This window comes from Bacillus sp. PS108, assembly GCF_037963335.1.
GTDB lineage: Bacteria > Bacillota > Bacilli > Bacillales > Bacillaceae > Bacillus > Bacillus subtilis.
Genome location: NZ_CP150155.1, coordinates 35,001 through 59,847, shown reverse-complemented (window position 1 = coordinate 59,847; position 24,847 = coordinate 35,001). Strand labels below are relative to the sequence as shown.

Annotated in this window: 31 protein-coding genes (1 of these 31 running past the window's edge); 1 reads left to right on the top strand and 30 read right to left on the bottom strand. The window is 41.5% G+C overall.

The window, feature by feature from the left end; all coding sequences use genetic code 11:
• Window positions 1–34: 34 nt before the first annotated feature.
• From fin to metG, 17 genes are all read right to left on the bottom strand, one after another.
• The gene (gene fin / locus NSQ16_RS00330; RefSeq protein ID WP_003243417.1) at window positions 35–265 is read right to left on the bottom strand and encodes an anti-sigma-F factor Fin; all 231 of its coding nucleotides are present in this window, start codon (window positions 263–265) and stop codon (window positions 35–37) included.
• 59 nt (window positions 266–324) lie between these two features.
• Entirely contained in the window at window positions 325–891 is a 567-nt protein-coding gene (gene pth / locus NSQ16_RS00325) for an aminoacyl-tRNA hydrolase (protein WP_003226727.1), read from the bottom strand.
• Between the two features lie 106 nt (window positions 892–997).
• Window positions 998–1,612 carry a 50S ribosomal protein L25/general stress protein Ctc gene (locus NSQ16_RS00320; protein ID WP_003243443.1) on the bottom strand — a complete coding sequence of 205 codons (615 nt, stop codon included), beginning with the start codon at window positions 1,610–1,612 and terminating at the stop codon, window positions 998–1,000.
• An 85-nt stretch (window positions 1,613–1,697) separates the two neighbouring features.
• Window positions 1,698–2,651, bottom strand: a complete 954-nt coding sequence (locus NSQ16_RS00315; RefSeq protein ID WP_003218353.1) for a ribose-phosphate diphosphokinase — start codon at window positions 2,649–2,651, stop codon at window positions 1,698–1,700.
• 22 nt (window positions 2,652–2,673) lie between these two features.
• The gene (glmU, locus tag NSQ16_RS00310) at window positions 2,674–4,044 is read right to left on the bottom strand and encodes a bifunctional UDP-N-acetylglucosamine diphosphorylase/glucosamine-1-phosphate N-acetyltransferase GlmU (protein WP_230488015.1); all 1,371 of its coding nucleotides are present in this window, start codon (window positions 4,042–4,044) and stop codon (window positions 2,674–2,676) included.
• A 192-nt stretch (window positions 4,045–4,236) separates the two neighbouring features.
• Entirely contained in the window at window positions 4,237–4,530 is a 294-nt protein-coding gene (spoVG, locus tag NSQ16_RS00305; protein ID WP_003218346.1) for a septation regulator SpoVG, read from the bottom strand.
• Between the two features lie 194 nt (window positions 4,531–4,724).
• Window positions 4,725–5,102: a 2-iminobutanoate/2-iminopropanoate deaminase gene (gene ridA / locus NSQ16_RS00300; protein ID WP_003226738.1), complete on the bottom strand. Its 378-nt coding sequence runs from the start codon at window positions 5,100–5,102 to the stop codon at window positions 4,725–4,727.
• Entirely contained in the window at window positions 5,099–5,956 is an 858-nt protein-coding gene (purR, locus tag NSQ16_RS00295) for a pur operon repressor (protein WP_003218342.1), read from the bottom strand. Before purR ends, ridA begins: the two co-directional genes overlap by 4 nt.
• Before the next feature lie 55 nt (window positions 5,957–6,011).
• Window positions 6,012–6,881 (bottom strand): 4-(cytidine 5'-diphospho)-2-C-methyl-D-erythritol kinase, encoded by an 870-nt coding sequence (gene ispE, locus NSQ16_RS00290; protein ID WP_003226742.1) that lies wholly within the window; start codon window positions 6,879–6,881, stop codon window positions 6,012–6,014.
• A gap of 147 nt (window positions 6,882–7,028) precedes the next feature.
• Window positions 7,029–7,214 (bottom strand): small, acid-soluble spore protein, alpha/beta type, encoded by a 186-nt coding sequence (locus NSQ16_RS00285; RefSeq protein ID WP_003218333.1) that lies wholly within the window; start codon window positions 7,212–7,214, stop codon window positions 7,029–7,031.
• A 159-nt stretch (window positions 7,215–7,373) separates the two neighbouring features.
• A complete protein-coding gene (locus NSQ16_RS00280; protein WP_003218330.1) occupies window positions 7,374–7,634 on the bottom strand; it encodes a Veg family protein in 261 nt (86 codons plus the stop codon).
• 210 nt (window positions 7,635–7,844) lie between these two features.
• Window positions 7,845–8,717 carry a sporulation-specific protease PrtG gene (gene prtG / locus NSQ16_RS00275; protein ID WP_014475574.1) on the bottom strand — a complete coding sequence of 291 codons (873 nt, stop codon included), beginning with the start codon at window positions 8,715–8,717 and terminating at the stop codon, window positions 7,845–7,847.
• 161 nt (window positions 8,718–8,878) lie between these two features.
• Window positions 8,879–9,757, bottom strand: a complete 879-nt coding sequence (gene rsmA / locus NSQ16_RS00270; protein WP_003226751.1) for a 16S rRNA (adenine(1518)-N(6)/adenine(1519)-N(6))-dimethyltransferase RsmA — start codon at window positions 9,755–9,757, stop codon at window positions 8,879–8,881.
• Entirely contained in the window at window positions 9,750–10,310 is a 561-nt protein-coding gene (gene rnmV, locus NSQ16_RS00265) for a ribonuclease M5 (RefSeq protein WP_003226752.1), read from the bottom strand. Before rnmV ends, rsmA begins: the two co-directional genes overlap by 8 nt.
• Window positions 10,311–10,454: 144 nt before the next feature.
• The gene (locus NSQ16_RS00260) at window positions 10,455–11,768 is read right to left on the bottom strand and encodes a ubiquitin-like domain-containing protein (protein WP_003226754.1); all 1,314 of its coding nucleotides are present in this window, start codon (window positions 11,766–11,768) and stop codon (window positions 10,455–10,457) included.
• Window positions 11,769–11,923: 155 nt separating this feature from the next.
• A complete protein-coding gene (locus NSQ16_RS00255; RefSeq protein WP_014475570.1) occupies window positions 11,924–12,691 on the bottom strand; it encodes a TatD family hydrolase in 768 nt (255 codons plus the stop codon).
• Between the two features lie 78 nt (window positions 12,692–12,769).
• Window positions 12,770–14,764: a methionine--tRNA ligase gene (gene metG, locus NSQ16_RS00250; protein ID WP_089172433.1), complete on the bottom strand. Its 1,995-nt coding sequence runs from the start codon at window positions 14,762–14,764 to the stop codon at window positions 12,770–12,772.
• A 494-nt stretch (window positions 14,765–15,258) separates the two neighbouring features.
• Between metG and abrB the strand changes: the two genes are divergently transcribed.
• The gene (gene abrB, locus NSQ16_RS00245) at window positions 15,259–15,549 is read left to right on the top strand and encodes a transition state genes transcriptional regulator AbrB (protein ID WP_003226760.1); all 291 of its coding nucleotides are present in this window, start codon (window positions 15,259–15,261) and stop codon (window positions 15,547–15,549) included.
• Between the two features lie 48 nt (window positions 15,550–15,597).
• Here the strand turns inward: abrB and rsmI are convergent, their stop codons facing one another.
• The 13 genes from rsmI to csfB all read right to left on the bottom strand — a co-directional run.
• Entirely contained in the window at window positions 15,598–16,476 is an 879-nt protein-coding gene (gene rsmI / locus NSQ16_RS00240; protein ID WP_019712967.1) for a 16S rRNA (cytidine(1402)-2'-O)-methyltransferase, read from the bottom strand.
• The gene (locus tag NSQ16_RS00235; protein ID WP_003242983.1) at window positions 16,451–16,750 is read right to left on the bottom strand and encodes a GIY-YIG nuclease family protein; all 300 of its coding nucleotides are present in this window, start codon (window positions 16,748–16,750) and stop codon (window positions 16,451–16,453) included. Before NSQ16_RS00235 ends, rsmI begins: the two co-directional genes overlap by 26 nt.
• Window positions 16,737–17,480, bottom strand: coding sequence for a tRNA1(Val) (adenine(37)-N6)-methyltransferase (locus NSQ16_RS00230; RefSeq protein ID WP_003244526.1), 744 nt, complete (start codon window positions 17,478–17,480; stop codon window positions 16,737–16,739). The genes NSQ16_RS00235 and NSQ16_RS00230 overlap by 14 nt, the downstream gene beginning before the upstream one ends.
• Before the next feature lie 58 nt (window positions 17,481–17,538).
• A complete protein-coding gene (gene yabA, locus NSQ16_RS00225) occupies window positions 17,539–17,898 on the bottom strand; it encodes a replication initiation-control protein YabA (protein ID WP_003218308.1) in 360 nt (119 codons plus the stop codon).
• Window positions 17,899–17,912: 14 nt separating this feature from the next.
• On the bottom strand, window positions 17,913–18,740 hold the full coding sequence (gene ricT / locus NSQ16_RS00220; protein ID WP_003226767.1) for a competence/sporulation regulator complex protein RicT: 828 nt from the start codon (window positions 18,738–18,740) through the stop codon (window positions 17,913–17,915).
• A gap of 2 nt (window positions 18,741–18,742) precedes the next feature.
• Window positions 18,743–19,732, bottom strand: a complete 990-nt coding sequence (holB, locus tag NSQ16_RS00215) for a DNA polymerase III subunit delta' (RefSeq protein WP_003226770.1) — start codon at window positions 19,730–19,732, stop codon at window positions 18,743–18,745.
• An 11-nt stretch (window positions 19,733–19,743) separates the two neighbouring features.
• Window positions 19,744–20,184, bottom strand: coding sequence for a YaaR family protein (locus tag NSQ16_RS00210; RefSeq protein WP_009966249.1), 441 nt, complete (start codon window positions 20,182–20,184; stop codon window positions 19,744–19,746).
• Between the two features lie 12 nt (window positions 20,185–20,196).
• Window positions 20,197–20,526: a cyclic di-AMP receptor DarA gene (gene darA, locus NSQ16_RS00205; RefSeq protein WP_003242755.1), complete on the bottom strand. Its 330-nt coding sequence runs from the start codon at window positions 20,524–20,526 to the stop codon at window positions 20,197–20,199.
• 73 nt (window positions 20,527–20,599) lie between these two features.
• Window positions 20,600–21,238, bottom strand: a complete 639-nt coding sequence (gene tmk / locus NSQ16_RS00200; protein ID WP_041351138.1) for a dTMP kinase — start codon at window positions 21,236–21,238, stop codon at window positions 20,600–20,602.
• Window positions 21,235–22,677 (bottom strand): aminotransferase class I/II-fold pyridoxal phosphate-dependent enzyme, encoded by a 1,443-nt coding sequence (locus tag NSQ16_RS00195; protein WP_230488014.1) that lies wholly within the window; start codon window positions 22,675–22,677, stop codon window positions 21,235–21,237. Before NSQ16_RS00195 ends, tmk begins: the two co-directional genes overlap by 4 nt.
• 81 nt (window positions 22,678–22,758) lie before the next feature.
• Window positions 22,759–23,919: a toxic anion resistance protein gene (locus NSQ16_RS00190; protein ID WP_033885427.1), complete on the bottom strand. Its 1,161-nt coding sequence runs from the start codon at window positions 23,917–23,919 to the stop codon at window positions 22,759–22,761.
• 18 nt (window positions 23,920–23,937) lie between these two features.
• Complete coding sequence (locus NSQ16_RS00185; protein ID WP_085187877.1) at window positions 23,938–24,552, bottom strand: 5-bromo-4-chloroindolyl phosphate hydrolysis family protein; 615 nt, start codon at window positions 24,550–24,552, stop codon at window positions 23,938–23,940.
• Window positions 24,553–24,671: 119 nt separating this feature from the next.
• Window positions 24,672–24,847, bottom strand: partial view of an anti-sigma-G factor gene (gene csfB, locus NSQ16_RS00180; protein ID WP_003243294.1) — the 3' portion only. Its footprint extends 19 nt past the window's final position; 176 of the gene's 195 nt are visible here — the last part of the coding sequence; its start codon lies off the right edge, out of view — the gene reads right to left on this strand; it ends in the stop codon at window positions 24,672–24,674.

Below are 24,847 nucleotides of genomic sequence, written 5' to 3'. Positions count from 1 at the left end.
AAACGCTTTGGTCTAGTGTCTACACCAAAGCTTTTTATTGAATAAATGTGTGATATTCGTGGTAATGCGGATTTCGGTCAAGCGCCTCTTGGCAGTCTTCACATATCGTCAAAACATGGACATCTCCATTTTCTTTATAAGAAATCATATCGTTTCTTTCCTCATTTGTTAAGTGCTGAAATCCAAGTGAGTCTGTCGATACCATTGAAGATTCGAGACTACCTACTTTCACTCCGCAATGACGACAATAATAATGCAAAGCCATACAAGGGACCTCCTGATGAAAAAGTCATTTTGGTGTAGTATGGACTTTGTTGTTACATTTTATACCTTTGCGTTAAATTCGTTCATGACTTCTAAAAACGGTTTACTCAAAGAAGCCTCACAAGCCTTCACAGATTTATCAACCGCTTCTTCGATCTCAGGTGCCTCCTCCTTGGTAAAGGAGCCTAACACATAATCAACGACCTTCATGCCGTTTACAGGCCGGCCGATTCCGATGCGGATACGGTCAAACTCGGATGTTCCAAGATGCTGGATCAGTGATTTGATGCCATTGTGCCCTCCGGCGCTTCCTTTCGTTCTTAAACGGATCTTGCCAGTAGGAAGGTCAAGGTCGTCGTAAATGACTGTCAAATCTTCGTTATCGACATCATAGTAGTCCATTAAAGGCCGCAAACATTCTCCTGATAAATTCATATATGTAAGCGGTTTAACAAGTAGAACCTTTTTGCCGGAAACAAATCCGGTTCCGTATAATCCGTTAAATTTATTTTGATTCAGCTCTATATTCCATTCCTTTGCAAGCTGATCTATCACCATAAATCCGACATTATGCCGTGTATTTTCATAGTTCTTCCCCGGGTTTCCGAGACCGGCAATCACAAGCATGGCGAATCCTCCCTTAGTCACATAACTCCCGTCTTCATAATCGGGCTATAATTCTTCTCATTCTAGCACAAAAGACGTAACCGCGGGAGGGTTACGCCTTAAGCTATTATTGTTCGTTTTCACCTTCTGGCTGAGCATCGGCAGATTCCTCTTCATCGACCTCAGCTGCTTCCTGCTGCTGCGGAGGAAGGATTGAAGCCACAACCTCATCTGATTCATGATTAAAGGAGTAGTCACCGCCAGCAGGCAAATCCGCAATCGTCAGTACTTCATTTACATCGAGGCTTGAAATATCAGCCTCAATCGTTTGCGGAATGGCTTTTGGCTTGGCCTTTACAGTAAGTGCATATAACGGCTGCTGCAGTACGCCTCCGTTTTTCACTCCAATGGCTTCTCCGGTCAGATGAATCGGAACTTCCACTTCAATGTCCTCACTCATATTAACTACTTGAAAATCAGCATGAGTGATTTCATTTTTCAGCGGGTCCGTCTGCAGGTCTGTTACCATGACTGAGTGTTTTTCTCCGCTGACCTCAAGCGTAATGACTGCATTTTTGCCTTCGTCCCTCAGCGTTTTGATGAGCTCCACACTGTCTAGTGACACAGGTTTGTTGCCCGTATCCTTCCCATATATGATACCTGGAACATGTCCTGAAGTACGGATATTCCGAAGAGACGAACGAGTAAAGTCCGTTCTTTCTTTTGCCGTTAAAGTTGCCATATTCAGCACCATCCTATTGTCGTTTTAGTTGTCCTATTACAAACAATACCCAAAACGATAAAGGTTTAAACCTTTCAAAATCGGTTTAGCTGAAAAGGTAGCTGACAGATTGCTGCTCATGAACGCGAATAATCGCTTCGGCCAGAAGCGGTCCGACTGAAAGCTGCTTAAAGCGTTCAATTTTCTTTTCTTCAGGAAGCTTGATGCTGTTTGTCACAACAAGCTCTTTAATTGTTGAATTATTAATCCGTTCTACCGCAGGGCCTGATAGTACAGGGTGTGTACAGCATGCATATACTTCTTTCGCTCCGTTTTCAACGAGCGCATTAGCAGCAAGTGTAATCGTACCTGCAGTATCAATAATGTCATCGATGAGGATAGCAGTCTTCCCTTCGATGTTACCTACAATATTCATGACTTCCGCCACGTTTGGACGCGGACGGCGTTTATCGATAATCGCAATTGGCGCTTTTAGTCGGTCAGCCAGTTTGCGGGCACGTGTCACACCGCCATGGTCTGGTGAAACAATGACGATATCTTCAAGATTTTTGCCTTCAAAATATTCTCCTAAAATCGGAACACCCATTAAGTGGTCAATCGGTATATCAAAGAATCCTTGAATTTGCGGCGCATGCAGGTCAAGTGCAATCACACGAGTCGCACCGGCTGTTTCAAGCAGGTTAGCGAAAAGTTTAGCTGTGATTGGCTCACGGGATCTTGCTTTTCTGTCTTGACGCGCATAACCGTAATAAGGAATAACAATGTTAATCGTTTTTGCAGAAGCGCGTTTTAACGCATCTACCATAATCAGCAGTTCCATAATATGCTCGTTAACGGGGTCACTTGTAGACTGGATGATGTAACAATCACATCCACGAATACTTTCTTCGATATTAATTTGGACTTCCCCGTCACTAAATCTTGTGACAGAACATTTCCCTAATTGAACTCCAACTATATCTGCGATTTCTTTTGCAAGCTCTGGATTCGAATTCAAAGAAAAAATCTTTAAATTCTTATCTCCGTATTGATTAGACATGGATAAACCTCCGAATTTAGGATTATTTTTTATGAATATTTTTCACATAATCGTCTTTATTTACTTGTCTCGCTCTGGCAATAGCAAGTGCTTTTCCAGGTACATCTTCCGTAACAGTTGAACCTGCCGCCACATAAGCGCCTTCTCCGACTGTGACAGGGGCAACCAAGTTGGAATTGCAGCCGATAAACGCGCCATCTTCAATTTTTGTCAAATACTTATTCTTTCCATCATAATTGACAGTAATTGAACCGCAGCCCAGGTTTACATCAGTGCCTACCTCAGCATCGCCGACATAGCTTAGATGAGATGCCTTGCTTCGGTCTCCGAATTGAGTCTTTTTAATTTCTACAAAATTCCCGATCTTCACTTCATTCCCGATGACAGAATCAGGTCTGATGTGAGCAAAAGGTCCTATGTTTACATCATTCCCCACTTTACTGTGATTGACTACCGATTGTTTAATAACCGTACGGCTGCCAATGGCACTATTCATAATCTCCGTATGAGGGCCAATAATCGTATCTTCTCCGATTTGCACCTCACCTTTAATCACAGTTCCAGGGTAAATCACAGTATCGCTTCCGATAACAGCGTCAGGAGAAATATACGTATTCATCGGGTCAATCAACGTCACGCCATTTTGCATATGCCGTTTATTAATACGCTCTTTCATAAATTGTTCTGCCTGAGAAAGAGCAACTCTATCATTAACTCCGAGCGTTTCTTGGAAATTACCAGTCTGGTAAGCGGCAACAGTTTCGCCTTCATTTTTAAGAATCTCTATGACATCCGGCAAATAATACTCGCCTTGGGCATTATCATTAGACACCTGATCAATAGCCCGAAATAGCGCTTCATTGTCAAAACAATACGTACCGGTGTTGATCTCAGTTACAAGACGTTCTTCTTCAGAGGCGTCCTTATGCTCAACGATTTTTTGAACCGCTCCGTTTTCGCTGCGAATAATGCGGCCGTATCCGGTTGGATCTTCTGCAACCGCAGTTAAAATCGTAGCTTTCGCTTCTCTTTGTGTATGTTCTTTCAGCATCTGTTCCATCGTCTCTGCTGTCAAAAGCGGCGTATCTCCGCAAATGACAATTGTGACGCCTTTTTCGTCAGCAAGAAATGGCTGCGCCTGTTTTACAGCATGAGCAGTGCCAAGCTGTTCTGCTTGAAGCGCGTACTCGCTTTTATCACCAAGCTGCTTTTTCACATCTTCCGCACCATGTCCAACAATCGTGACAAGCTTCGATAAAGATAATTTTAAGGCTTCGTCCACGACGTGCTCTACCATAGGCTTACCGCAAACTGGATGAAGGACTTTATAAAGCTTCGATTTCATTCTCGTTCCTTGTCCAGCCGCTAAAACAACTGCAAACCGCTTATCCATTTATTGGCCTCCAATATCCCTTTTATCCATAGAAAAATATATCCTAAATATCTTCTGATTTCAAGGAGACTTCATGAAGTGCAAGAATTTTCTATTGAGTGCAACTAAGTTTGAAAAATCAGAATTAAAAAAGGACCGCCGGCAAAAGGCTTATGTCAGCCCTTTCAGCAGTCCTTGCTTTTTGGTTATTTTTTAAGAAGCTCCAGCTTCTTCGAATTCTAATGCTTCAGTGTCACCCAGACGATGATACTCATTTAACACGGCATCTTGAATCTTTCCTCGCGTGCTTGAATTAATAGGATGAGCAATATCGCGGAACTCTCCATCAGGGGTGCGTTTACTCGGCATCGCAACGAAAAGACCATTGTTTCCATCAATCACACGAATATCATGTACAACAAATTCGTGATCCAGCGTGATGGATGCAATCGCTCTCATGCGACCATCGGTATTCACGCGGCGTAATCTTACGTCAGTAACTTCCACAGTAGTTCACCACCTTTTCCCTATATAAAAGCATTAGTGTATCAATTCCACGATTTTTTCTGAAATCCTGCTCGTTTTTAAAATATTTTTTGAAAAAATAGGATATAGTTACACAATTAGGTCATAAAGCTTTCATTTCGGGCATAAGGTAAATAAAAAAGTGATCCCGGGCTCTCCCAGAATCACTTTTCTTATTATTTCACCAGTGCAATAACTTCGATCTCGACTAACGCATCCTTCGGGAGTCTCGCGACTTCAACACAAGATCTCGCCGGTTTGTGAGTGTCAAAGTATTGTCCGTACACTTCGTTTACTTCCGCAAACTGTTCCATATCCGCGATAAATACAGTTGCTTTTACAACTGTTTCAAAAGAAGCACCCGCTTCTTCCAGAACCGCCTTTAAATTGCTGAATACTTGATGAGTCTGCTCCTTAATATCGCCGTTCACCATTTCGCCTGAAGGAGTCAAAGGGATTTGACCTGAGCTGTAAAACATATTGTTGACGATAATCCCTTGTGAATAAGGCCCGATTGCCGCTGGGGCATGTTTTGTGTGGACTGCTTTTGTCATGATTCTGTCTCTCCATTCTTTAAAAGATTGTCTTTAAAAAAACGCAGAAAATTGCCATTCTGAATTTCAATGGACTTCTCTTTCATGTTGATGGTTGAAAGAGTAAGAAGTGACATATATTCGTCAACAAGACGTTCATCTACTCCTTCGGCTTCAACTAAGACGCCGATTCCTGCCACATTTGCGTTAAACTCATCCAACAGGTTAATCATACCATTAATGGTGCCGCCTGCTTTCATAAAGTCATCAATAATGAGTACGTTTGAACCCGTTTTCATGCTTCTTTTCGCAAGTGACATTGTTTGAATGCGGTTTGAGGAGCCTGAAACGTAATTAATGCTGACTGTGGAGCCCTCTGTTACCTTATTGTCTTTACGAACGATCACAACAGGCACATTCAAATAGCTTGCAGCTGCATACGCAAGAGGGATGCCTTTCGTGGCAACGGTCATGACAACATCAATTTCGCGCTCTGCAAACACGGAAGCAAACAGCTTCCCTACCTTGGAGAGTACAGATGGCTTTCCTAAGATATCCGTTAAATATACATAACCGCCCGGAAGGATACGCTCAGGATTTGCCAGCGACTGTCCAAGTGTCTGCACAAACTCTTCAGCTTCAGCCTGCTTCATTTTCGGAATATATTTAACGCCTCCGGCAGCTCCGGGAACAGTAAGCAAAGTACCAATCCCCTGCTGTTCAAAGGTTTGTTTAATAATTGTTAAATCTTCACTGATCGATGATTTTGCAGATTCATACCGCTCAGAGAAAAAGGTTAGCGGTATTAACTCGTGCGGATGGGTTAACAAATAATTTGTTAAGTCCACCAATCTGCCGCTGCGACGAAACTTCATGAACTTACCCCCAAAATCCGAATATTTTAAGATCAATATAACTTAACATACGGATTTAATCAAGAGCGTTCTGTTCGCCGATCATTCTCACCGCATAAACTTGATCGCAGAAGCCTCTTAACCCGTTATAAATTCTCTGCACCTTCGACTCATACTGAACCAGTCCAAACACTGTCGGGCCGCTCCCGCTCATTAACACGGCATCTGCACCAAAGCGTTTCATCTGGTTTTTGATCATCGCAACTTCAGGATGCATATCGAGTGTAACAGATTCAAGCACATTGCCTAACCGGCTGCACATCTTCTGAAAACTCTTTTCTTCTATCGCCTCGATCATGCCTTGTACATCGGGATGCTCTATACCATCCAGTTTCAGCGCTCTGTACACTTCAGCAGTTGAAACACCGATTGTCGGCTTCGCTAAAATGACCCAGCAGTGCGGAGGCGTGCTGATATGTTTAATTTTCTCGCCGCGCCCTGTTGCTAATGCAGTTCCGCCATAGACACAAAATGAAACGTCAGAGCCAATTTCCGCTCCAAGCTCAGCAAGCGTTTCCGCGGACAGATTTAAATTCCACAGTCTGTTCAGCCCTCTGAGCGTCGCCGCCGCATCACTGCTTCCGCCGGCAAGACCGGCAGCCACCGGAATTACCTTCGTAATCATGATGGAAACTCCCTTTTTCACGTTGTATCTGTCCTTGATCAGCTTGGCAGCCTGATAAGCTAAGTTTCTTTGGTCATCAGGCACAAATCGGTTGTGGGAGGAGACCCTCACTTCATCCTCTGCAAGCTCCGTCAATTCAATTCGATCAGCTAAATCAATTGTCGTCATGATCATTTCGACTTCATGATAGCCATCCGGGCGTTTTCGGGTGACGTCAAGTGACAGATTGATCTTAGCTGGCGCTTTTTCTAAAATACGCATAGCTTTCACCTACTTCTCCATCTAAACATAAGTATGAACATTGTATCACATTTGAAGTACAGGATGAACATATCCATATTCAGCCCATTATGTATTTATATCCAAAATAAAAAAACCAGGGAACAGCACGTCCCCCGGGTCACATCCTTATCGGTTATTCTGATTCTGAGCCATTTGCTGTTCGGCGATTTCTATAGCGCGCTTTACCATGTTACCGGCATCGCGAGCCCGAATTTCGCCCCAGCCGCCATTTTTTACTGTGTCATAAAAACCAAGGTCTTTAGCCAGCTCATATTTAAACTCATCTGACATAACTCCACGACGTCTGCCCAAACGAAACAACCCCTTTTTTAGAAGTGATAGCCATTCGTGCACGTCACGATAATATGTGACTGTTTTATCTTTTGTTAAATCAGATGGAACTTTCGTTTAAATTACTGGAAACCAAAAAAGGGCAAAACAAAAAGCAGTAAACAAAAGGTTCACTGCCCGTTAAAATGCCACTGAGCTTGCGGCGTCATCATTAAATGTCAGCTCAACAGTCTCAGTCAAAATATCAGCATAACTGTATGAAACTCTTTCAAACGAGTTCTCGTCTTGATCTAGTTGTATCACAAAAACAGAAGGGTACGTCTCAGCTAAAATGCCCGAACGCTCAATCGTTTTTCGGCGGCCACCGTTTGCTTTTAACGTCAGCCTTTTACCTAAATTCCCATCAAGCGATCTTTTAATATCGGACAACGTCTTCGCCATTGCATCCACCTCACTACATTTATTGTACAACACGAGCCCATTTTTGTCAAATAAAATTTAAATTATATCAACGTTAATAAGACGTTGTCAATAAAATTATTTTGACAAAATTCTATGATTCCTCAATTATGTTCCGCAAGTTTCGGTAAATTATGTATCATTATGTAAAATAAAAAACCCGCATAGCTCTCCTATGCAGGTTTTCAACTGTTAATTGGACTTATAAGGCATACCAATTCTCAGAACTCCTCTTGTTTCAATACCTCCAAGCCCTTTCTCTCTTGTCAGCGTATTACGGAGCACTTCCCATACATTAATCCGTTCCATAAACGGCGTAAAGCTGATCTTCGCGACGATATATACCGGATCAAGCGCATGAATATTGACTCTTGACGGTGAACTTGCAAAATTCGCACCCGCTCTGATGAGTGATTCAAAATGGGATTGGCAGGCCCCCGCAAAAATAACAAGCTGATCTAAGTGAGGGATCTTTTTTCGGGCTGTTTGAACAGTTTCAACAAAGTGCTTAGAATGTCTGTACGCATTCAAATCATCAATGCCGCCCTTTTGCTTCGAATACGCATCATGCCCTGTGATCACCAGGATATCAGGTCGATATTTGTCGAGCAATTCTTCAATAGAAGCAGACATTTTCTTTTCATGGCAATGGATGCCATAGACCGGCACTCCAATTTTTTTATAGACATTCAGGCATTTTTTCAGATATGCTTCGTCACCATCCAGATGAAGCACTTTGCCCGGCATATGGAAATAATGCTCCTGATGCTGATATTGGCTTGTCGCATAGTACTCCTGCTTTTCTCTGAGCAGCTTATAATCTTGGCGGAGCAATTCGAGCGACTCATTCATTCTGCTCTCATCTTTCTTTTTCCGCATCATCTGCTCATCCTTTTTCACTGCCACCAGATCAGAAAAATCCGAATCAGCAATCAGCCTGACTTCATCTCCATGCAAAATGGCAATTGAATTTCCTTTGCTTGTTTGCTCTATTCCTATAATTCGAAACAAAACATCCATCTGATAGGATTTTCTGGCTACCATATCCCCTATTTGAAATTGCACGTTCCTCACTCCACACATAGACTAAGCCTCATCATGAAAGAAAGAGCCTTGAGAAAGCGCCTTTTTTCGCTGAGTCCAAGTTTTTTCTTATCATTGAATGAAAGGTCCTTCTCTAGCCTATGTAGCGGCAGTCCATGTGGTGCGCAAAACAAAAAGCCCTTTTAGAAAAGGGCTTTATACAATCCGTTAGACAGCGCTGCGAATTCCTCAATAGACAGGGATTCACCTCGGCGCTTACCGTCAATATTTGTTTCTTCGAGCACTTGTTCAATCGTTGATTTTTGTGCTTTTCCTTCAGGCAGATTGTTAACTAAGTTATTGAGCAGCGTTTTACGGCGCTGTGCAAAGCTTGCCTTGATGAGCTGAAAGAAAAAGGATTCGTTTTCCACGTCCACTGCCGGGCCGTCTCGGAGAATCAGACGAATGACTGCGGAATCGACATTAGGCTGAGGAACAAATACGGTTTTCGGGACGATCATCACCGTTTTGGCTTCTGTATAAAACTGCACCGCGATTGAAAGCGAGCCGTATTCCTTAGATGAAGGATCAGCCGCCATGCGCTCAGCCACTTCTTTTTGCAGCATAACCACAATCCCTTTCAGCGGAAGATGTTCTTCAAGCAGTTTCATGATAATCGGTGTTGTTACGTAATAAGGAAGGTTGGCAACTACCATGATCTCATCACAATCTTGAAATTGTTCTTCAATGACTGATTTGACATCAGCCTTTAACACGTCCTGATGAATGACAGTGACATTTTCGTAAGGTGACAGTGTATCCTTCAGAATCGGCAATAATCGCTGGTCAATCTCAAATGCCACGACCTTTTTCGCCCGCTTGGCAAGCTGTTCGGTTAAAGCCCCGATTCCCGGGCCGATTTCAATGACACCTGTTTTCTCCGTCACTTCCGCGTGATCAACAATTCTGTTTAAAATGTTCGTATCAATTAAGAAATTCTGTCCTAAGCTCTTTTTAAAAGAAAAACCGTATTTCTTCAGTATCTCTTTCGTTCTAATCGGTGTCGCAATATCTTTATTCATTCTGTTCCTCCCGCATAACGGTATCGAGCGCACTCATAAAATCACTTTTTTTAATTTGAAACATTTGCAGCCGTTTTTGAAGCTGTTTGCCATTTGTATAGCCGATTTTCAACAGATCACCCAGTCGTTCCCGGCGGCATTTGGCCGCAGGCCCGCCTATTAGTCCGGCATGAATCAAATCCTCAGCTGAAATGTCACTCGGCTGCGCTTCCATCTCCTCATGCACATTTTCTAAACATGCCCTAATGCTTTCAACCGATGCATGCTCCACACCAATTCCCCGCTTGTTTTTAGGTTTGGCAAGATGTTTTGGCAAAAATGCATGCTTACAGCCGGGTACAGCCTCTGAGATGGTTTTGCGAATCTTCTCTCCCGGAAAGTCCGGATCCGTTAAAATAATGACGCCTCTCGTCTTCTGGGCCAAACGGATTTGGTCAATCACATGATCATCGATGGCTGAACCATTTGTTTCAATTGTGTCTGCATCAACAGCCAATTTGATGCGGGCCGTATCGTCACGCCCCTCGACCACAATGATCTCTTTAATTTTCATTATTTCCTCCAAGACAAAATAAAAACTTTTGTATATTCATGAAACTTTTTCTTATATCGAGCGTCTAATAAGCAGAAAATGCACTTTGTCTATTATAACGAAAAAAACAGAGGGCGCAAAACCCTCTGAATACATAAGTATATACTAATTTAAGATTTTAATTTTGACTGTTTTATTTCCCCATCGGTACGCCGATGATTTCTCTGGGAAAAAGACGTCTATCTTGTTCCCTTTAATCGCTGAACCGGTATCTGCAGCAATGGCATATCCATAGCCTTCCACGTGGACTTTGGAGCCTAGCGGAATGACATTTGGATCCACAGCGATGACTTTGGCATTCGGATTATTTTTTAAATTGACGCCTGTCGCTGTATGTCCTGAACAACCGCTGCAGCTTGCCGTATAAGCCGTAGATGATACAGTCATGACTTTGCCTGTTGATTCATTGCTGCGGGACACAACTGTTTTTGAATCACCTGAAGCACTGACCGTTTCAAATTTTGGACTGCTTTGCTTTGTGCCGACAGCAATCACTTTATCTTTGCTTTGTTCAGCTGTTTCTTCTTTTACAAGCTCTCTGGACACTTCTTTACCGTTTTCTTTAACGACTTCGAAATGTTTTTTTAGCTTGCCTTCTTTTCCTTTTTGGACGACCTTTTCTTTCCCTTTTTCAAGAGAAGCGTCTTCTTGCTTTTTCACATCGAACGCAATCTTCTCTTCAACTACATCGGTGACCTTTTCGATACGAGTAATTGTAATATCAGCCTTTCCTTTCGTCAGCTTTGCATCTAACGCAGGCTTGATTTTATCTTCGTCTTTTATGTTCATCTTTTGCTGTTTTAAAAAGTCAGCGACCGTAGTCGAAGTCGTCCAGATCTTCTTTTGTTTCCCTGCATCATTCACAGTAACCTGAAATGCGGGCTCTATGTTAATCTTCATGTCTTTCGAAATATCTGTATCTATTGCGGGATCAATTTGATCTTGTTCTTTCACATCAACATCTTGTTCGTCCAGTAATGCACCGACCGTTTTTGCTGTTGACCATAACGTCTTTTCTTCCCCGTTTATTGTAAGCTTCACAGGTTTTGCAGCCTCATACACAACGTCCATGTCTGCTGTTATCTTTGTCTGTTTAGCAGGTGTGATCTTGTCTTCGTCTCTTGTCTTTATATCAAGCGTCTCCAAAAGATCACCGACTGTATTTGCATGTGTGCGTATATGTTTCTTTTTGCCATTGATAGAAACTGAGACTGATTGTTTCGTCAGCTCATGAGCCGCGTACGCAGTCCCGCTTCCTGCCAAAAGCAAACAAGCAGCAACCAGAATGACTTTGCTTTTGCTAAGCTTTACGGAAAACAGCTTTTTCATTTTTTGTGTGATGAAAAACGCCTCCTTCTCCTCGGAGAGATTATATAGAGTATCTAAAAGGCTGTCAACCCTCCCTTCTCTTTCTCCCAAAAGCTCAGTGTCCTCTTCATTATCCTGAAATACACTGAGAAACGGAAGAAAGACTTGTCGACAAACCTATCCTATGAGGAGAAGAAAGCATGTAGAACTTTTATAGAAAAACGCTGTAAGGGACAAGCTCTTACAAAACCCGCTAGCGTTTTTTGTCAGTTTATACGGAAAAGTCTTTTCGCATTTTCAGTCGTGATGGAAGCAATCTCTTCAAAGGTCATTTCTTTTAATTCGGCGATTTGTTCTGCCACATATTTCACATAGCTTGGCTCATTTCTTTTCCCGCGGAAAGGGTGCGGTGTGAGAAACGGGCAGTCCGTTTCAATCAGCAGCCGGTCATTGGGAATTTCCTTCACTACTTCCTTCGGTTTCTTCGCATTTTTAAATGTCACCGGTCCCCCAAATGATAAATAAAAATTCATTTTCATGCATTCTCTTGCCACTTCCGCACTTCCTGTAAAGCAGTGCATGATTCCGCCCACAGCTTCTGCGCCTTCCTCTTTCAAAATGGTCACGACATCCTCCGTTGCATCACGGTTATGAATGATAATAGGCAAATTGACCTCTTTCGCTAAGGCGATTTGTTTTCTAAACACCTCTTTTTGAATATCTTTAGGTGATTTATCCCAATGATAATCCAGTCCCATTTCCCCTATCGCTACCACTTTCTCATGAGCAGAAAGCTCTTTAATCCACGCTAAGTCTTCCTCTGTCATGTCAATAGCGTCAACAGGGTGCCAGCCAATGGCTGCATAAATAAAATCATATTCCTCAATCATTTCCATCGCACGGGTAATCGTCGGACGGTCAAAACCAACTACGACAATTCGTTCAACTTTTTCAGCTTTTGCCCGTTCAATAACCTCTTCAAGATCAGTATCATATTGTTCTGCATTTAAATGCGCGTGAGTGTCAAACAACATAAGTGAAAAACTCCTTTCTTGTCGAAACACAAAAGGTGTTCGACGAATTGTTACACGTGAAACACCTTTTGTTTATCATTATTTAATTCTTGTGCCTTTTGGTAACGACTGATCGATAGATACGACCTTTAAAACGCCGTCTGCTTCTCCTGCAAGGATCATACCTTGAGAAAGCTCTCCTCTGAGTTTAACCGGTTTTAGATTTGTTACACAAACGAGTTTTTTTCCAACAAGCTCTTCAGGCGTATAATGCTTCGCAATGCCGGATACCACTTGGCGCTTTTCAAAACCAAGATCAAGCTGCAGCTTCAATAAACGGTCTGCTTTTTTCACTGGTTCTGCCTCAATGACCTCAGCTACGCGAAGCTCTACATCCATAAATTGATCAATCGTAATTTCAGGTAAACGATCGACCTCTTGCGGCTCTTCTTCTTTTGTTTCTTCTTTCGCTGGTGCCGAACCTTGCATTTTCTCTTTGATGTAAGCAATTTCTTCTTCTGCCTCTAAACGAGGGAACAATGGATCGCCTTTTTGTACTTTTGTATCTTTCAGCTGGCCGAAAGTTGTAATGCTGTCCCAAGCTTTTAAAGATTCATCAGTAATGCCCAGCTGCTCGAACATTTTTTCAGGTGTTTTTGTTAAGAATGGCTGAAGCAGTACCGCTGAAATACGCAATGATTCAGCGAGATGATACATAACTGATCGCAATTCTTCTTCTTTTGCCGGATCTTTCGCAAGCACCCATGGAGCTGTCTCGTCAATGTATTTGTTTGTGCGGCTGATGAGCTGCCATAAAGTCGAAAGTGCTACCGAGAACTCCATATTTTCCATTGCTTTCTCATAAGCTTTCACTGTTTCTTCAGCAACAGAAGTGAGCGTTTGGTCAAATTCCGTAACAGCACCTTTGTAAGAACCAATTTGTCCGTCAAAATACTTATTGATCATCGCAACAGTACGATTCAATAGATTTCCTAAATCATTCGCTAAATCATAGTTGATTCGCTCAACAAATCCTTCCGGCGTGAAAACACCGTCTGATCCGAACGGCACTTCGCGAAGCAAGTAATAGCGAAGTTCGTCTAAACCATAGCGTTCAATTAATGTAACCGGATCTACAACGTTTCCTTTAGATTTCGACATTTTTCCGTCTTTCATCAAAAGCCATCCATGCGCGAATACTTGCTTTGGCAGCGGAAGATCCAGCGCCATCAGCATAATTGGCCAGTAAATAGTATGGAATCGTACAATCTCCTTACCGACTAAATGAACATCGGCAGGCCAATATTTTTGATAAAGCTCATCATTTTCTGTATCATAACCGAGTGCCGTTAAATAGTTAAATAGTGCGTCAATCCAAACATATACAACATGCTTTGGATTTTCCGGCACCTTCACGCCCCAATCAAAAGTGGTACGTGATACTGCCAAATCCTCAAGTCCAGGTTTGATAAAGTTATTAATCATTTCGTTTTTGCGTGATTCTGGCTGAATGAATGTCGGGTTTTCTTCATAGTATTTCAGAAGTCGATCCGCGTATTTCCCCATGCGGAAGAAATAAGATTCCTCTTTGATCAATTCAACTGGGTGACCGCTGTCAGGGCTTTTTCCGCCGATGACCTCTCCCTTTTCATTCCGCTCAATATCAACGAGCTGAGTTTCCGTGTAGAACGTTTCATCAGGGATGCTGTACCAGCCTTCATACTCATCAAGATAGATGTCCCCGTTATCAAGAAGCTTTTGAAACACTTTTTCAATGACAACTTTATGCCGTTTTTCTGTCGTGCGGATAAAGTCGTCGTTTGAGATTTCAAGCTGCTTCCACAGTTTTTGAATATCTGCCGCTGCACGATCCACATACTCCTGAGGTGTAATGTTTTCCTGTTCAGCTTTTTGCTGGATCTTTTGTCCATGCTCGTCCGTTCCCGTTAAATAGCGAACATCGAACCCTTTTAATCTTTTGTAACGTGCCATTGCATCTCCCGCGACTGTCGTATATGCATGGCCGATATGTAATTTTCCGCTCGGATAATAAATCGGTGTTGTAATGTAAAATGTATTGTTTTCTTGCGGCATCTTGAAACCTCCTAATCAGAATGTCAAAAAGCTCCCGCCCAAAGGACGAGAGCGGCGATAAGTGCAAATCATATATGAATATTATTTATATTTATCCTTTATCTATGATACCATCTTAGCCTTTAAGATCAAGAATATATACATACGCCCTGAAAAAGAATAATTAAAATTAAAAATCTTTAATGAAAATAAAAAAAGTCTGTTCGTGTCGAATTTTGTCGTATATAATCAAATGAAATAAAAAACTTTGGTTCGAAAGTCTTGATTTAAAAGGATTTTTAGTAGGATAATAGCTTTATTAAATATTTATAAAATGCTGTTATTTCGGTAGTTTCTAAGACATTACTGACTATAAGAACTAATTCTTACAATCAATAGTAAACAAAATGATTGACGATTATTGGAAACCTTGTTATGCTATGAAGGTAAGGATTTTGTCGAATAATGACGAAGAAAAATATAATTTAAACAAATAAGTATCTCTTGGGAGGAGAATGTTTATGAAATCTACTGGTATTGTACGTAAAGTTGATGAATTAGGACGTGTAGTTATTCCTATCGAACTGCGTCGTACTCTTGGAATCGCAGAAAAAGATGCTCTTGAAATCTATGTTGATGATGAAAAAATCATCCTTAAAAAATATAAACCAAACATGACTTGCCAAGTAACTGGTGAAGTTTCTGATGATAACCTTAAACTTGCAGGCGGTAAATTGGTTCTTAGTAAAGAAGGCGCTGAGCAAATCATCAGCGAAATCCAAAACCAGCTTCAAAACCTTAAATAATCATTTCTTGTACAAAAAACGTTCTTGTTATGACACAAGAACGTTTTTTTATTGCTTAATATGGTAAGCATCGTACACTTCACGCTTTGGTACATTGCGATCGACTGCTGCTTTTTTAATGGCTTCTTTAGACGTAGCGCCTTTCGAGATGTAATGCTCGACATGTTCTTTCGCAGTGAGGGTTTCCCACCATTGTTCTTCCTCATCTACCTCTTCATTATTACTTCCTTCTACGACAAGACAAAACTCGCCGCGTATCTGATCCTCGTTTGCCCATCCAATGACCTCAGATATGGTTCCTCGGATAAACTCTTCATATTTCTTAGTGAGTTCACGTGTTACAGCAATTTCCCGATCTCCTAATATCTCTGCCATCGCTGACAAGGTTTCCTTCAATCTGTGAGGCGCTTCATAAAAAATGATCGTTTCCCGCCGTTTTTTAAGGGCTTCAAGCTCCTTCTTCTTTTCTTTTTTCTGTCTGTTGAGAAAACCGTAAAAGAAAAAAGGCTGCGGTACAATACCTGAAGCAATAAGAGCTGTTAATGCAGCATTTGCTCCCGGCAACGGAACAACATAACCGCCTATATCCGTAAAATCCTTTACAATTTCCGCTCCGGGATCAGAAATCGTCGGCAGACCGGCATCACTGACAAGAGCAATGTTTTTTCCCGATTTTAGCCATTCAATAATTTTGTGCCCACTGCTTTCTTTATTGTGTTCGTGATAGCTGACGAGCGGTGTTTCAATTTCATATACATGACAAAGCTTTTTCGTTTGCCTCGTATCTTCCGCAGCAATCGCATCCACTGATTTCAGCGTGTCGATCGCCCGGAATGTCATATCCTCTAAATTTCCGATTGGGGTTGGGACCAAGTAAAGAATCCCCATGTCCGACTTTCCATTAAAGCTCATTTGGCGCCTTAACATATACAGCCTCCTTGCTGTTCCGCTTTTCTTCTATATAAAGCTCTTTTTTCTTCCGAGTTAGTTTTTTGAAATAATATTCCGCCTGCATAGCTTCCCGCTTTGTTGAAAAGCTCTCGGCAAAAATTAATTCAACCGGACGTCTTACTTTTGTGTACTTTGCGCCCTTTCCATCATTGTGCGTTTTCACTCGTTTATGCAGATCGTTGGTATATCCGGCATACCAGCTATTGTCCTTACATTTCACGACGTAGAAGAAATGGTTATTTGTCTCCATATAAAATGGTCCTGATTTCTTTTGTATATTCATTTTGTTCATCATAAACGAATAAGGGAGGAAGAATTTTCAAATCTGGGCGCCCGCCTTTGATACCTTCAACCAGAATGGTATTGGCTTCTTTCCCTTGCTTCGGATAGACAAATTGTACACGTTTCGGCTCGATTTGATAAGCCTTCATCAGTTCAAAAATCTCCAGAAGCCTTCCCGGCCGGTGAACAAGAGCTGCTTTTCCCCCTTGCTTGAGCAGCTTGCTGCTGACTGAAATGACATCCTCCAGTGTACAGTGGATTTCATGTCTTGCGATTCGGAGATGCTCGTTCATGTTTTGTTCAGTTTGTTTCGGCGTTTTAAAATACGGCGGATTGCAGGTGACAACATCATATCGATTATGCCCAAGTTTCTCCGGCATGTTTTTCAGGTCATCATGTATGATCTGGATCTGATCGTCCAGCTTATTATACTCCACGCTGCGAACAGCCATATCATGCAGCCGTTCTTGAATTTCGACTCCCAGAATGTCTGCTTTTGATCTTGTACTGAGCAGCAGCGGCACAATACCATTGCCGGTGCATAAATCAACAATTTTCCCTTTTTGAATCGGAACGTACGCAAATTTGGACAGAAGCACAGCGTCCAACGAAAAAGCAAACACTGTTGGGCTTTGTATGATTTTCATGTCCTCTGCCAGCAAATAGTCTAATCTTTCATCATCATGTAATGAAACCATCTTCTTATCCTTTCAGTACCTTTGAAAAAGGCTCCCGTCTTATGCGGAAGCCTTTTCCCTATTTTTTATTTAAGAATGACAGACAGAAAAGACAATCCTCTTTTCGAACACTTCCATAGTGGACATTGCAGATATGAAATCCTTCTTGATACAGACGTGCCAGATTATCATATCCTTCCCCTATATCAGTTTGCTCTGTCTTCTGTGTTTTTGATTCTTTTTTATCAGCTTTGAACTTTTCAATCTGTTGCGTCGTATCGTCCAGCCGTTTGCGCAAATGCTTGTTTTCAAGCTGTAAATGATGATTTTCCTCAATCATCTCACCGATATGCTGCTTCAAATCCCCCAGCTGCCGGTACAGTGAGCCAATTTGTTCTTCTAAGTTAATGACTGTATCAAATAACTCTTTTTTATCCAAGGTTCCACACCTCGTTAATCTGTGGTTTGTGCGGATACGACGCCCTCTTCCAAGAGCTCTTCCCAAGTATATTCTATCACTTTTTCACGGTTTATCAGTTCCACCTGAAGCACCCGTTCCAGAATATTTAGTCCGACGACCTTCGCGGGACCGTTTGCTGTCGTAATCATTTCTCCTATATCCGGAAGCTGTTCTTTTGCCGTCTCATACTCATCGTTCTCATATTTTAGACAGCACATCAATCGTCCGCAAAGACCCGAAATCTTCGTAGGATTTAAAGACAAGTTCTGATCCTTGGCCATTTTAATGGAAACGGGTTCAAAATCTCCAAGAAACGTTGAACAGCAAAGCATTCTTCCGCAAGGACCGATTCCTCCGAGCATTTTTGCCTCATCCCTCACTCCGATTTGGCGCAGCTCAATTCTTGTCTTAAAGATAGAAGCCAAATCCTTTACAAGCTCTCTAAAGTCGACTCGGCCGTCAGCAGTGAAGTAAAAAATGACTTTATTGCGATCAAACGTGAATTCAACATCGACCAGCTTCATATCCAAGCCATGCTCAATCACTTTCTTTTGGCAGATATCAAATGCTGATAGTGCTTCCTGTTTATTTTCTTCTACAATGAGAAGATCGCGCTCGTCAGCCACACGTATCACTTTTCGAAGGGGAAGCACCACATCATGCTCATCCACCTGTTTATTTGCAATTACGACCTGGCCGTACTCAACGCCTCTGACAGTTTCTACAATTACGCAGCTGTCATGTTCTATATGAAATCCATTCGGATCAAAATAATATATTTTACCCGCTTTCTTAAAGCGGACACCAATTACATTGTACAAGCTTATCCCTCCTGCAACATTAACACCAAGTGCTCCATTAATCCTTGTACATTCACATTGGAATGAAGCCGTTTCTTTGCTTCTAAAACAGCAAGTATCTGATTCGTAACGCTTTGTTGTGTTGATTGTAGCGCATGCTGTTTTATTGATTGGAATAAGTCTTGATAAATCAATTTATCTTCATTTCCTATTTGGATGGACAACACATCACGATATATCAATAAGAGCATATCAAGACCCATTTCTTGATGGGTTTTTTCTTTGAAAAAGGGCATCCATTGATCTTGAATAAAGAAAAAAGCATGTCCTTTCCGCTGGTGTAGGACTTCATACAATTTTATCACTTTCGCTCTAGACTCTGCAAACTCATCATTTCGACTTAATTCGACTGCTTCTGCTACATTATTAGTCATGTTGGCCAGAAGCCTTGCCATATGAGGCGAGACGTCCTGTTCGATCAGTCTGTCTTCAATTGCTTTCGGTTGCAAAGGCTGAAAAGGAAGGGTTTGGCATCTTGAAATAATGGTATCCAATAACCTTTGGGGCTGCTCAGTGATGAGGACGGCCATTGTGTCTTTGTTCGGTTCTTCTAAAAATTTCAGCAGGCTGTTCGCCGCATTTGCTGTCATTTGATCTGCGTGCGAAATAATATACAGCTTTTTATGCGATTCAAGTCCTGTCTTAGAAAACTCTTCTTGGAGCGCTTGAATTTGCGCCTTTTTGATTGATAAGCCATCAGGCTGAACAAGATGGAGATCAGGATGGTTCCCTGACTCTATCCGTTTACAGTTTCGACAGCTCTCACAAGGCTCGGCGCCATCCTCCAGACAAAAGAAGCTTTTTGCAAGAAGCAGCGCGGCATCAAGCTTGCCTGTTCCTTTTTTCCCCTCAAACAAATAAGCGTGTGATAGTCTGTCCTTCTCAATACTATTATATAAAAGCTTCATCACTCTGGGCTGAAGCTCGTTCATTTCCTTCCAGGATATTGCCATTGTATCACTCTCTATGTGTAAAGGTTAATTAATAAACCTTTTATTTCGCCAATACGCTCCAGCAAATCTATTGCCGGTTTTTCCTGATCCATCATCTCTTCCGTAAGCTGTATCAATTTGTCATCTATTTCTTTCACAAGCCCCAGCGTTCTGCTGTTCCCATAAAGGTCAAAGCTTTTCGATGTTTCATGTGAAAGACCGCTGTCCACAGCTTCTTTGACAAAACGTTTCACAAGTCCTTTAAATCTCGCTAAGTCTTTAAAATTCCGAGATTTCGTTAGCCTTTTTCCGAATGCCTCTATATCAGATAACAGCCTGGTAAGCTGATCAAGCTTCATTTTGCTGCTTTGGTTTTCCATTGATGTTTTAAACGATGCTGTGATCTCAGATGTTTTCACAGAGGGAATCTGCTTATTATCTATAAATGTACGTATATCTTTATTAATTTTCACAGTTTCAGATCCTTAAAATTGATGAAATTCATCGACTGGAAGGACAAATACTGTCGCTCCGCCAACTTCAACTTCGACTGGATAAGGGACATAGGAATCAGCATTTCCGCCCATTGGAGATACAGGGGCAATCATTTGATCACGTTTCTGCCCGTTTTCTTTAATGAGACTCAACGCTTTATTGACGCGTATATCCTCGACACCGATCATAAACGTTGTATTGCCTGATTTAAGAAATCCTCCTGTCGTCGCAAGCTTTGTGACTCTGAAGTTGTGATCCGTTAAGGTTTTCAAAAGTCTGTTGCTGTCCTGATCTTGTACAACTGCCACTATCAATTTCATCTGTGAAGGCCTCCTTTAGATTGGAAACAACGTGATCTCGTTTACATTATTATATCAACTATTGGGAAACAGGTCACAATTGAATTTTTTTCAACGCTTCATCGATCACATTTAGAACATCCTGAACGACGAGGTCTTTGGATTGCCCGGCATCAACTGAATGAAATCTTTCCGGAAATCTCTTCATCAGCTCTTGATAACCCTCCTGTACTTTTGTATGAAAGTCCAGTTTCTCTAAATCGAGCCTGTTTTTCTCCCGTGAGCCGTTTGCGTAAATACGCTTCAGTCCTTCTTCCGGATCAATTGAAAAATAAACCGTTACATGGGGCATCATATCTCCAATGGCAAATTCATTAATGGACAGAACCTCATCAATTCCAAGCCCTCTTGCATATCCTTGATACGCAAGAGAACTGTCTATGAATCTGTCGCAAAGAACGATAAACCCCTGTTCTAAAGCAGGTTTTACTTTTTCAACTAAATGCTGGCGTCTTGCAGCCGCATATAAGAGAGCTTCTGTTTTTGGGTCCATTAATGTATTGTTCTCATTCAGAATAACCTCTCGAATTTGTTCTGCAATATCTATTCCGCCTGGCTCTCGAGTTGCCATAACCTGAAGGCCTTCTGCTGTCAGTATGTTTTTGATCTCCTGCAGAACAGTCGTTTTTCCTGCACCTTCAGGACCTTCGAATGTAATAAATAAACCGCTCATGATTTCTCCTCTTCTATATAAACAAGTAGTTGTTTCTCTTTGATTTTCATATTCCCTTGAACATGCGTTTTCATGCTGATCAAGCGGCTGAGCTTTTGCACACTTTCTTTTGTTATTCTTTCTCCCGCCATAATCATCGGGATACCCGGAGGATAAGGGATGATATCTTCTGCATTCAGCCGGCCAGCTGCTTCCTCAAAGTCCACATATTCTTTCTTAAACGAATGTAAGACCTTTTTTGGATAAGGCAAGACAGTAACAGGCTGCACTCCCCATTCTGCAGAAACAAACGCCTGATCCGGAGGCGTTTTCTCAATCTCTTCATCAATGCTTCTAATGGTTTCAGCATTTATTCTCCGTTTTCCCCCCAATGGGAGAACGAGCAGAACTTGATTTTCATCAGCAAGCTCAGTGAATATGTTGGCACGCTCTAATATGCTTTGCAGCGTATAGCCAGAATGCCCGCGTTTTGAACGAATTGTGAGCTTTAGCGGATCCGTGATGATCAGTGGATTAGCAGGGTTAACAGCTTCTGCATTTGTAAGTGAATCAAACGTTTGTTTAAGTGTTTCTATCCGCTGCAGAATGTCAGAAAGCTTTTGTTCTTCTATAATATGCTGTACATAAGCGCGGGCAATATCTAACGAAGCCATAATCGGATAAGACGGGCTGCTGCTTTGTAATCGGTTTAAATACTCTGCCACCCGATCCCTGTTAATCCTGCAGCTGCTGTTGAGATGCAAATAAGAACCCATCGTCATGGCAGGCAACGTTTTGTGGGCCGACTGAACAACAATATCTGCCCCCATTTTTAAAGCTGAGACCGGAAAAGGCTCACCTAAAATAAAATGTGCGCCATGCGCTTCATCGACCAAAACAGGAATCCCGTAATGATGGGCTTCAGTAATGATCTCAGTCAAATCAGCACTATGTCCGTAATATGTCGGATTGGTCAGTACCAAGCCTTTCGCATCTGGATATGCTGCCAAGGCCTCTTTAATTGTTCCAAGCGGAACATGCGTAGGCACATGCATCGCTGAATCAACGTCAGGAGCAAGATAAACCGGCTCAGCACCGGACAAATCAACAGCATGAAATACAGACTTATGACAGTTTCTTTGAACCAGAATTGTATCACCAGGTTCACAAACAGATAAAATCATCGCTAAGTTTCCGACAGTCGTACCATTTACCAGAAAAAAACTTTCCGCCGATCCATATAATTGACTGGCAAGCTCCTGAGCTTCCTTAATCACCCCAGAAGGATGATGGAGATCATCCAGTCCTGCCAGTTCAGTTACATCAATGGTGAGAAGCGGATCGAATATTGACTTAGCGTCATCAAAAAAGACATCTCCATTGTGATGTCCCGGAACATGAAATGAATGAGAATTTCTTCTCGCATGTTGAATTAATGCTTTATATAAAGGTGTGTTCATGAAAACAATCCTTTGAATGTGTCTTCTTACACCTTATTATATCGTTCCTCTGACAGAACTTAAAGCCAGACTTACTGGTAACTATCTTTCCTTTATTGTAAGCAGCTTTTGCTTTAGGTCGCCTTCCATCATCATCAGCTCTTCTTCTGCCTGACGGCGTTTGATTCGTCCTTCTTCTTGTATAGTCAGTGTTTCTTCAAGCGTGCTTATTAAGCTTTCCTGCACCTTTTTTAAGGTATCTATATCAACAAGGCCTCGTTCATTTGCTCGTACAGTTTCAATTGTATTGGTTTTTAAAAGCTCCGCATTTTTCAGCAAAAGCTCATTGGTTGTATCAGATACTTTCTGCTGTGCATCCACTGCATTGCGCTGCCTTAAAAGCGTCAGTGCAATGGCAACTTGATTTTTCCATAACGGAATCGCTGTCACAATGGATGACTGAATCTTTTCAGCTAACGCTTGGTTTGTATTTTGAATCAGCCTGATTTGCGGTGCACTTTGGATTGTAATTTGCCTGCTCAGCAGCAAATCATGCACCCTTTTATCTAACCGGTCAGCAAATTGAATTAAATCATTCACCTCTTGAACGGCCATTTGGTTATGATCACTCGATTCAGCCTGTTGCTTCAGTTCAGGAATCGTTTTTGTTTTTAATTCCTCCAGCTTCAGTTCTCCTGCAGCAATATAAACATTCAGCGCGGCAAAATATTCTTTATTTTTTTCATATAACTGCTCTAACAGCTTGTTGTCACTGATTAAAGCATTTTTAGAGTGCTCCAGCTTCAAGCTGATTTTGTCTATCTGCACACTGGTCTTTTGGTATTTAGACAGCACCTCTTGAAGAGAACTTGATACTCTTCCAAACATGCGTGCCAAAAAACCCTTTTTCTTAGATTGGAGATCATCAGGATTTACTTGCTCCAGCTTTTTCATCAGCTCTCCAAGTATTTCGCCAATCTCCCCGACATCCTTCTTTTGAACATGATTAATCATATCATGAGAAAAGTTCAGCAGTTTAGATTGAGCTTGTGAACCGTATAAGACAATGCTTTGCATATTTTTATGATCAATCTGTCCAGCAAGCTGAATTGCTTTTTCCTTGTTTTCCTCAGGAAGAACATCAACAAGCCGTACTTGCTCTTTCTCTGCTTTTACAGCCTCCGAACCTGGTATCTCTATGTTACCACCAAAAGGATCTGCCAATAATTCATCTATATGAAGGTCGCTTTGGTCTCGGTTCATCGCTCTTACCCTCTTCCCTTATTTCTTTAATGAATGTTTTGCTGCGTCTAATTCAAAGTGCAACTCGTCAATGTCATCACCCATTACTTGAGTTAAATCTTCCTCTAAACGCTTGGTCAATTCAGTAAGAGTGATGCGTGTCTCACTTAACGACATCGACAGTTCTTTGCTTTTTTTTGGGTGAGATGATAGAAAAGCATACTTCTCTGTCAATTCAACAACCGAATCGAGAGTTTGATAAAAAAATCGTTCTGCCTGATAAAACCGCTTTGGCTCTTTTTTGGTGAGGAGATAAATCCTTCTCACAATCCTTAGCATTTCTGCATTTTGCTTAAACATTTGAATGCTTTTAGCCTGAAACAAGGCTTTCCTAAGACGGACCATTTTCTGCCTTGCTTCCTCTAAGTTTTTCTTAATGTAAGCATACTCTCTTCCTGTCAATTCATGCTTTTTAAGAAATAACCGTCTTGCATTCCAGATGCCAGCTATATATACGGCTGCTCCAGAAGCAAGCCCATAAACAATAGATAAAAAAAGCGACTGGTTTAAACCAAAAAAGCTCAATATTCCTATGAAAACAAAAGTCGCACTGCTAGTTAAACTCCACATTAAAAAGTGAAAAAATCTATGCATGAGATAATCGACTCCTGTGTCTATACTCAGTTTTAATATTATTATCTACTACGTTCAATCCTTAAACAAGTTTCATCTTCTTTTTATTATTAAGAGTACAAAAAAAGACCTTTTCAGGTCTATGAATATAATGGCGGTGTATGAATGCTCTTTAGTTTTTTTACGTAAAACGCATAGTCAGGATCAGAAGTTGATGTAGAAATTACTTTTCTCTCACAATCTAAGCATATGAATTTCGTATAAAGATGAATGCCTCTATTCTTCTCTTGATCACAAATCACACATGTATGATTAA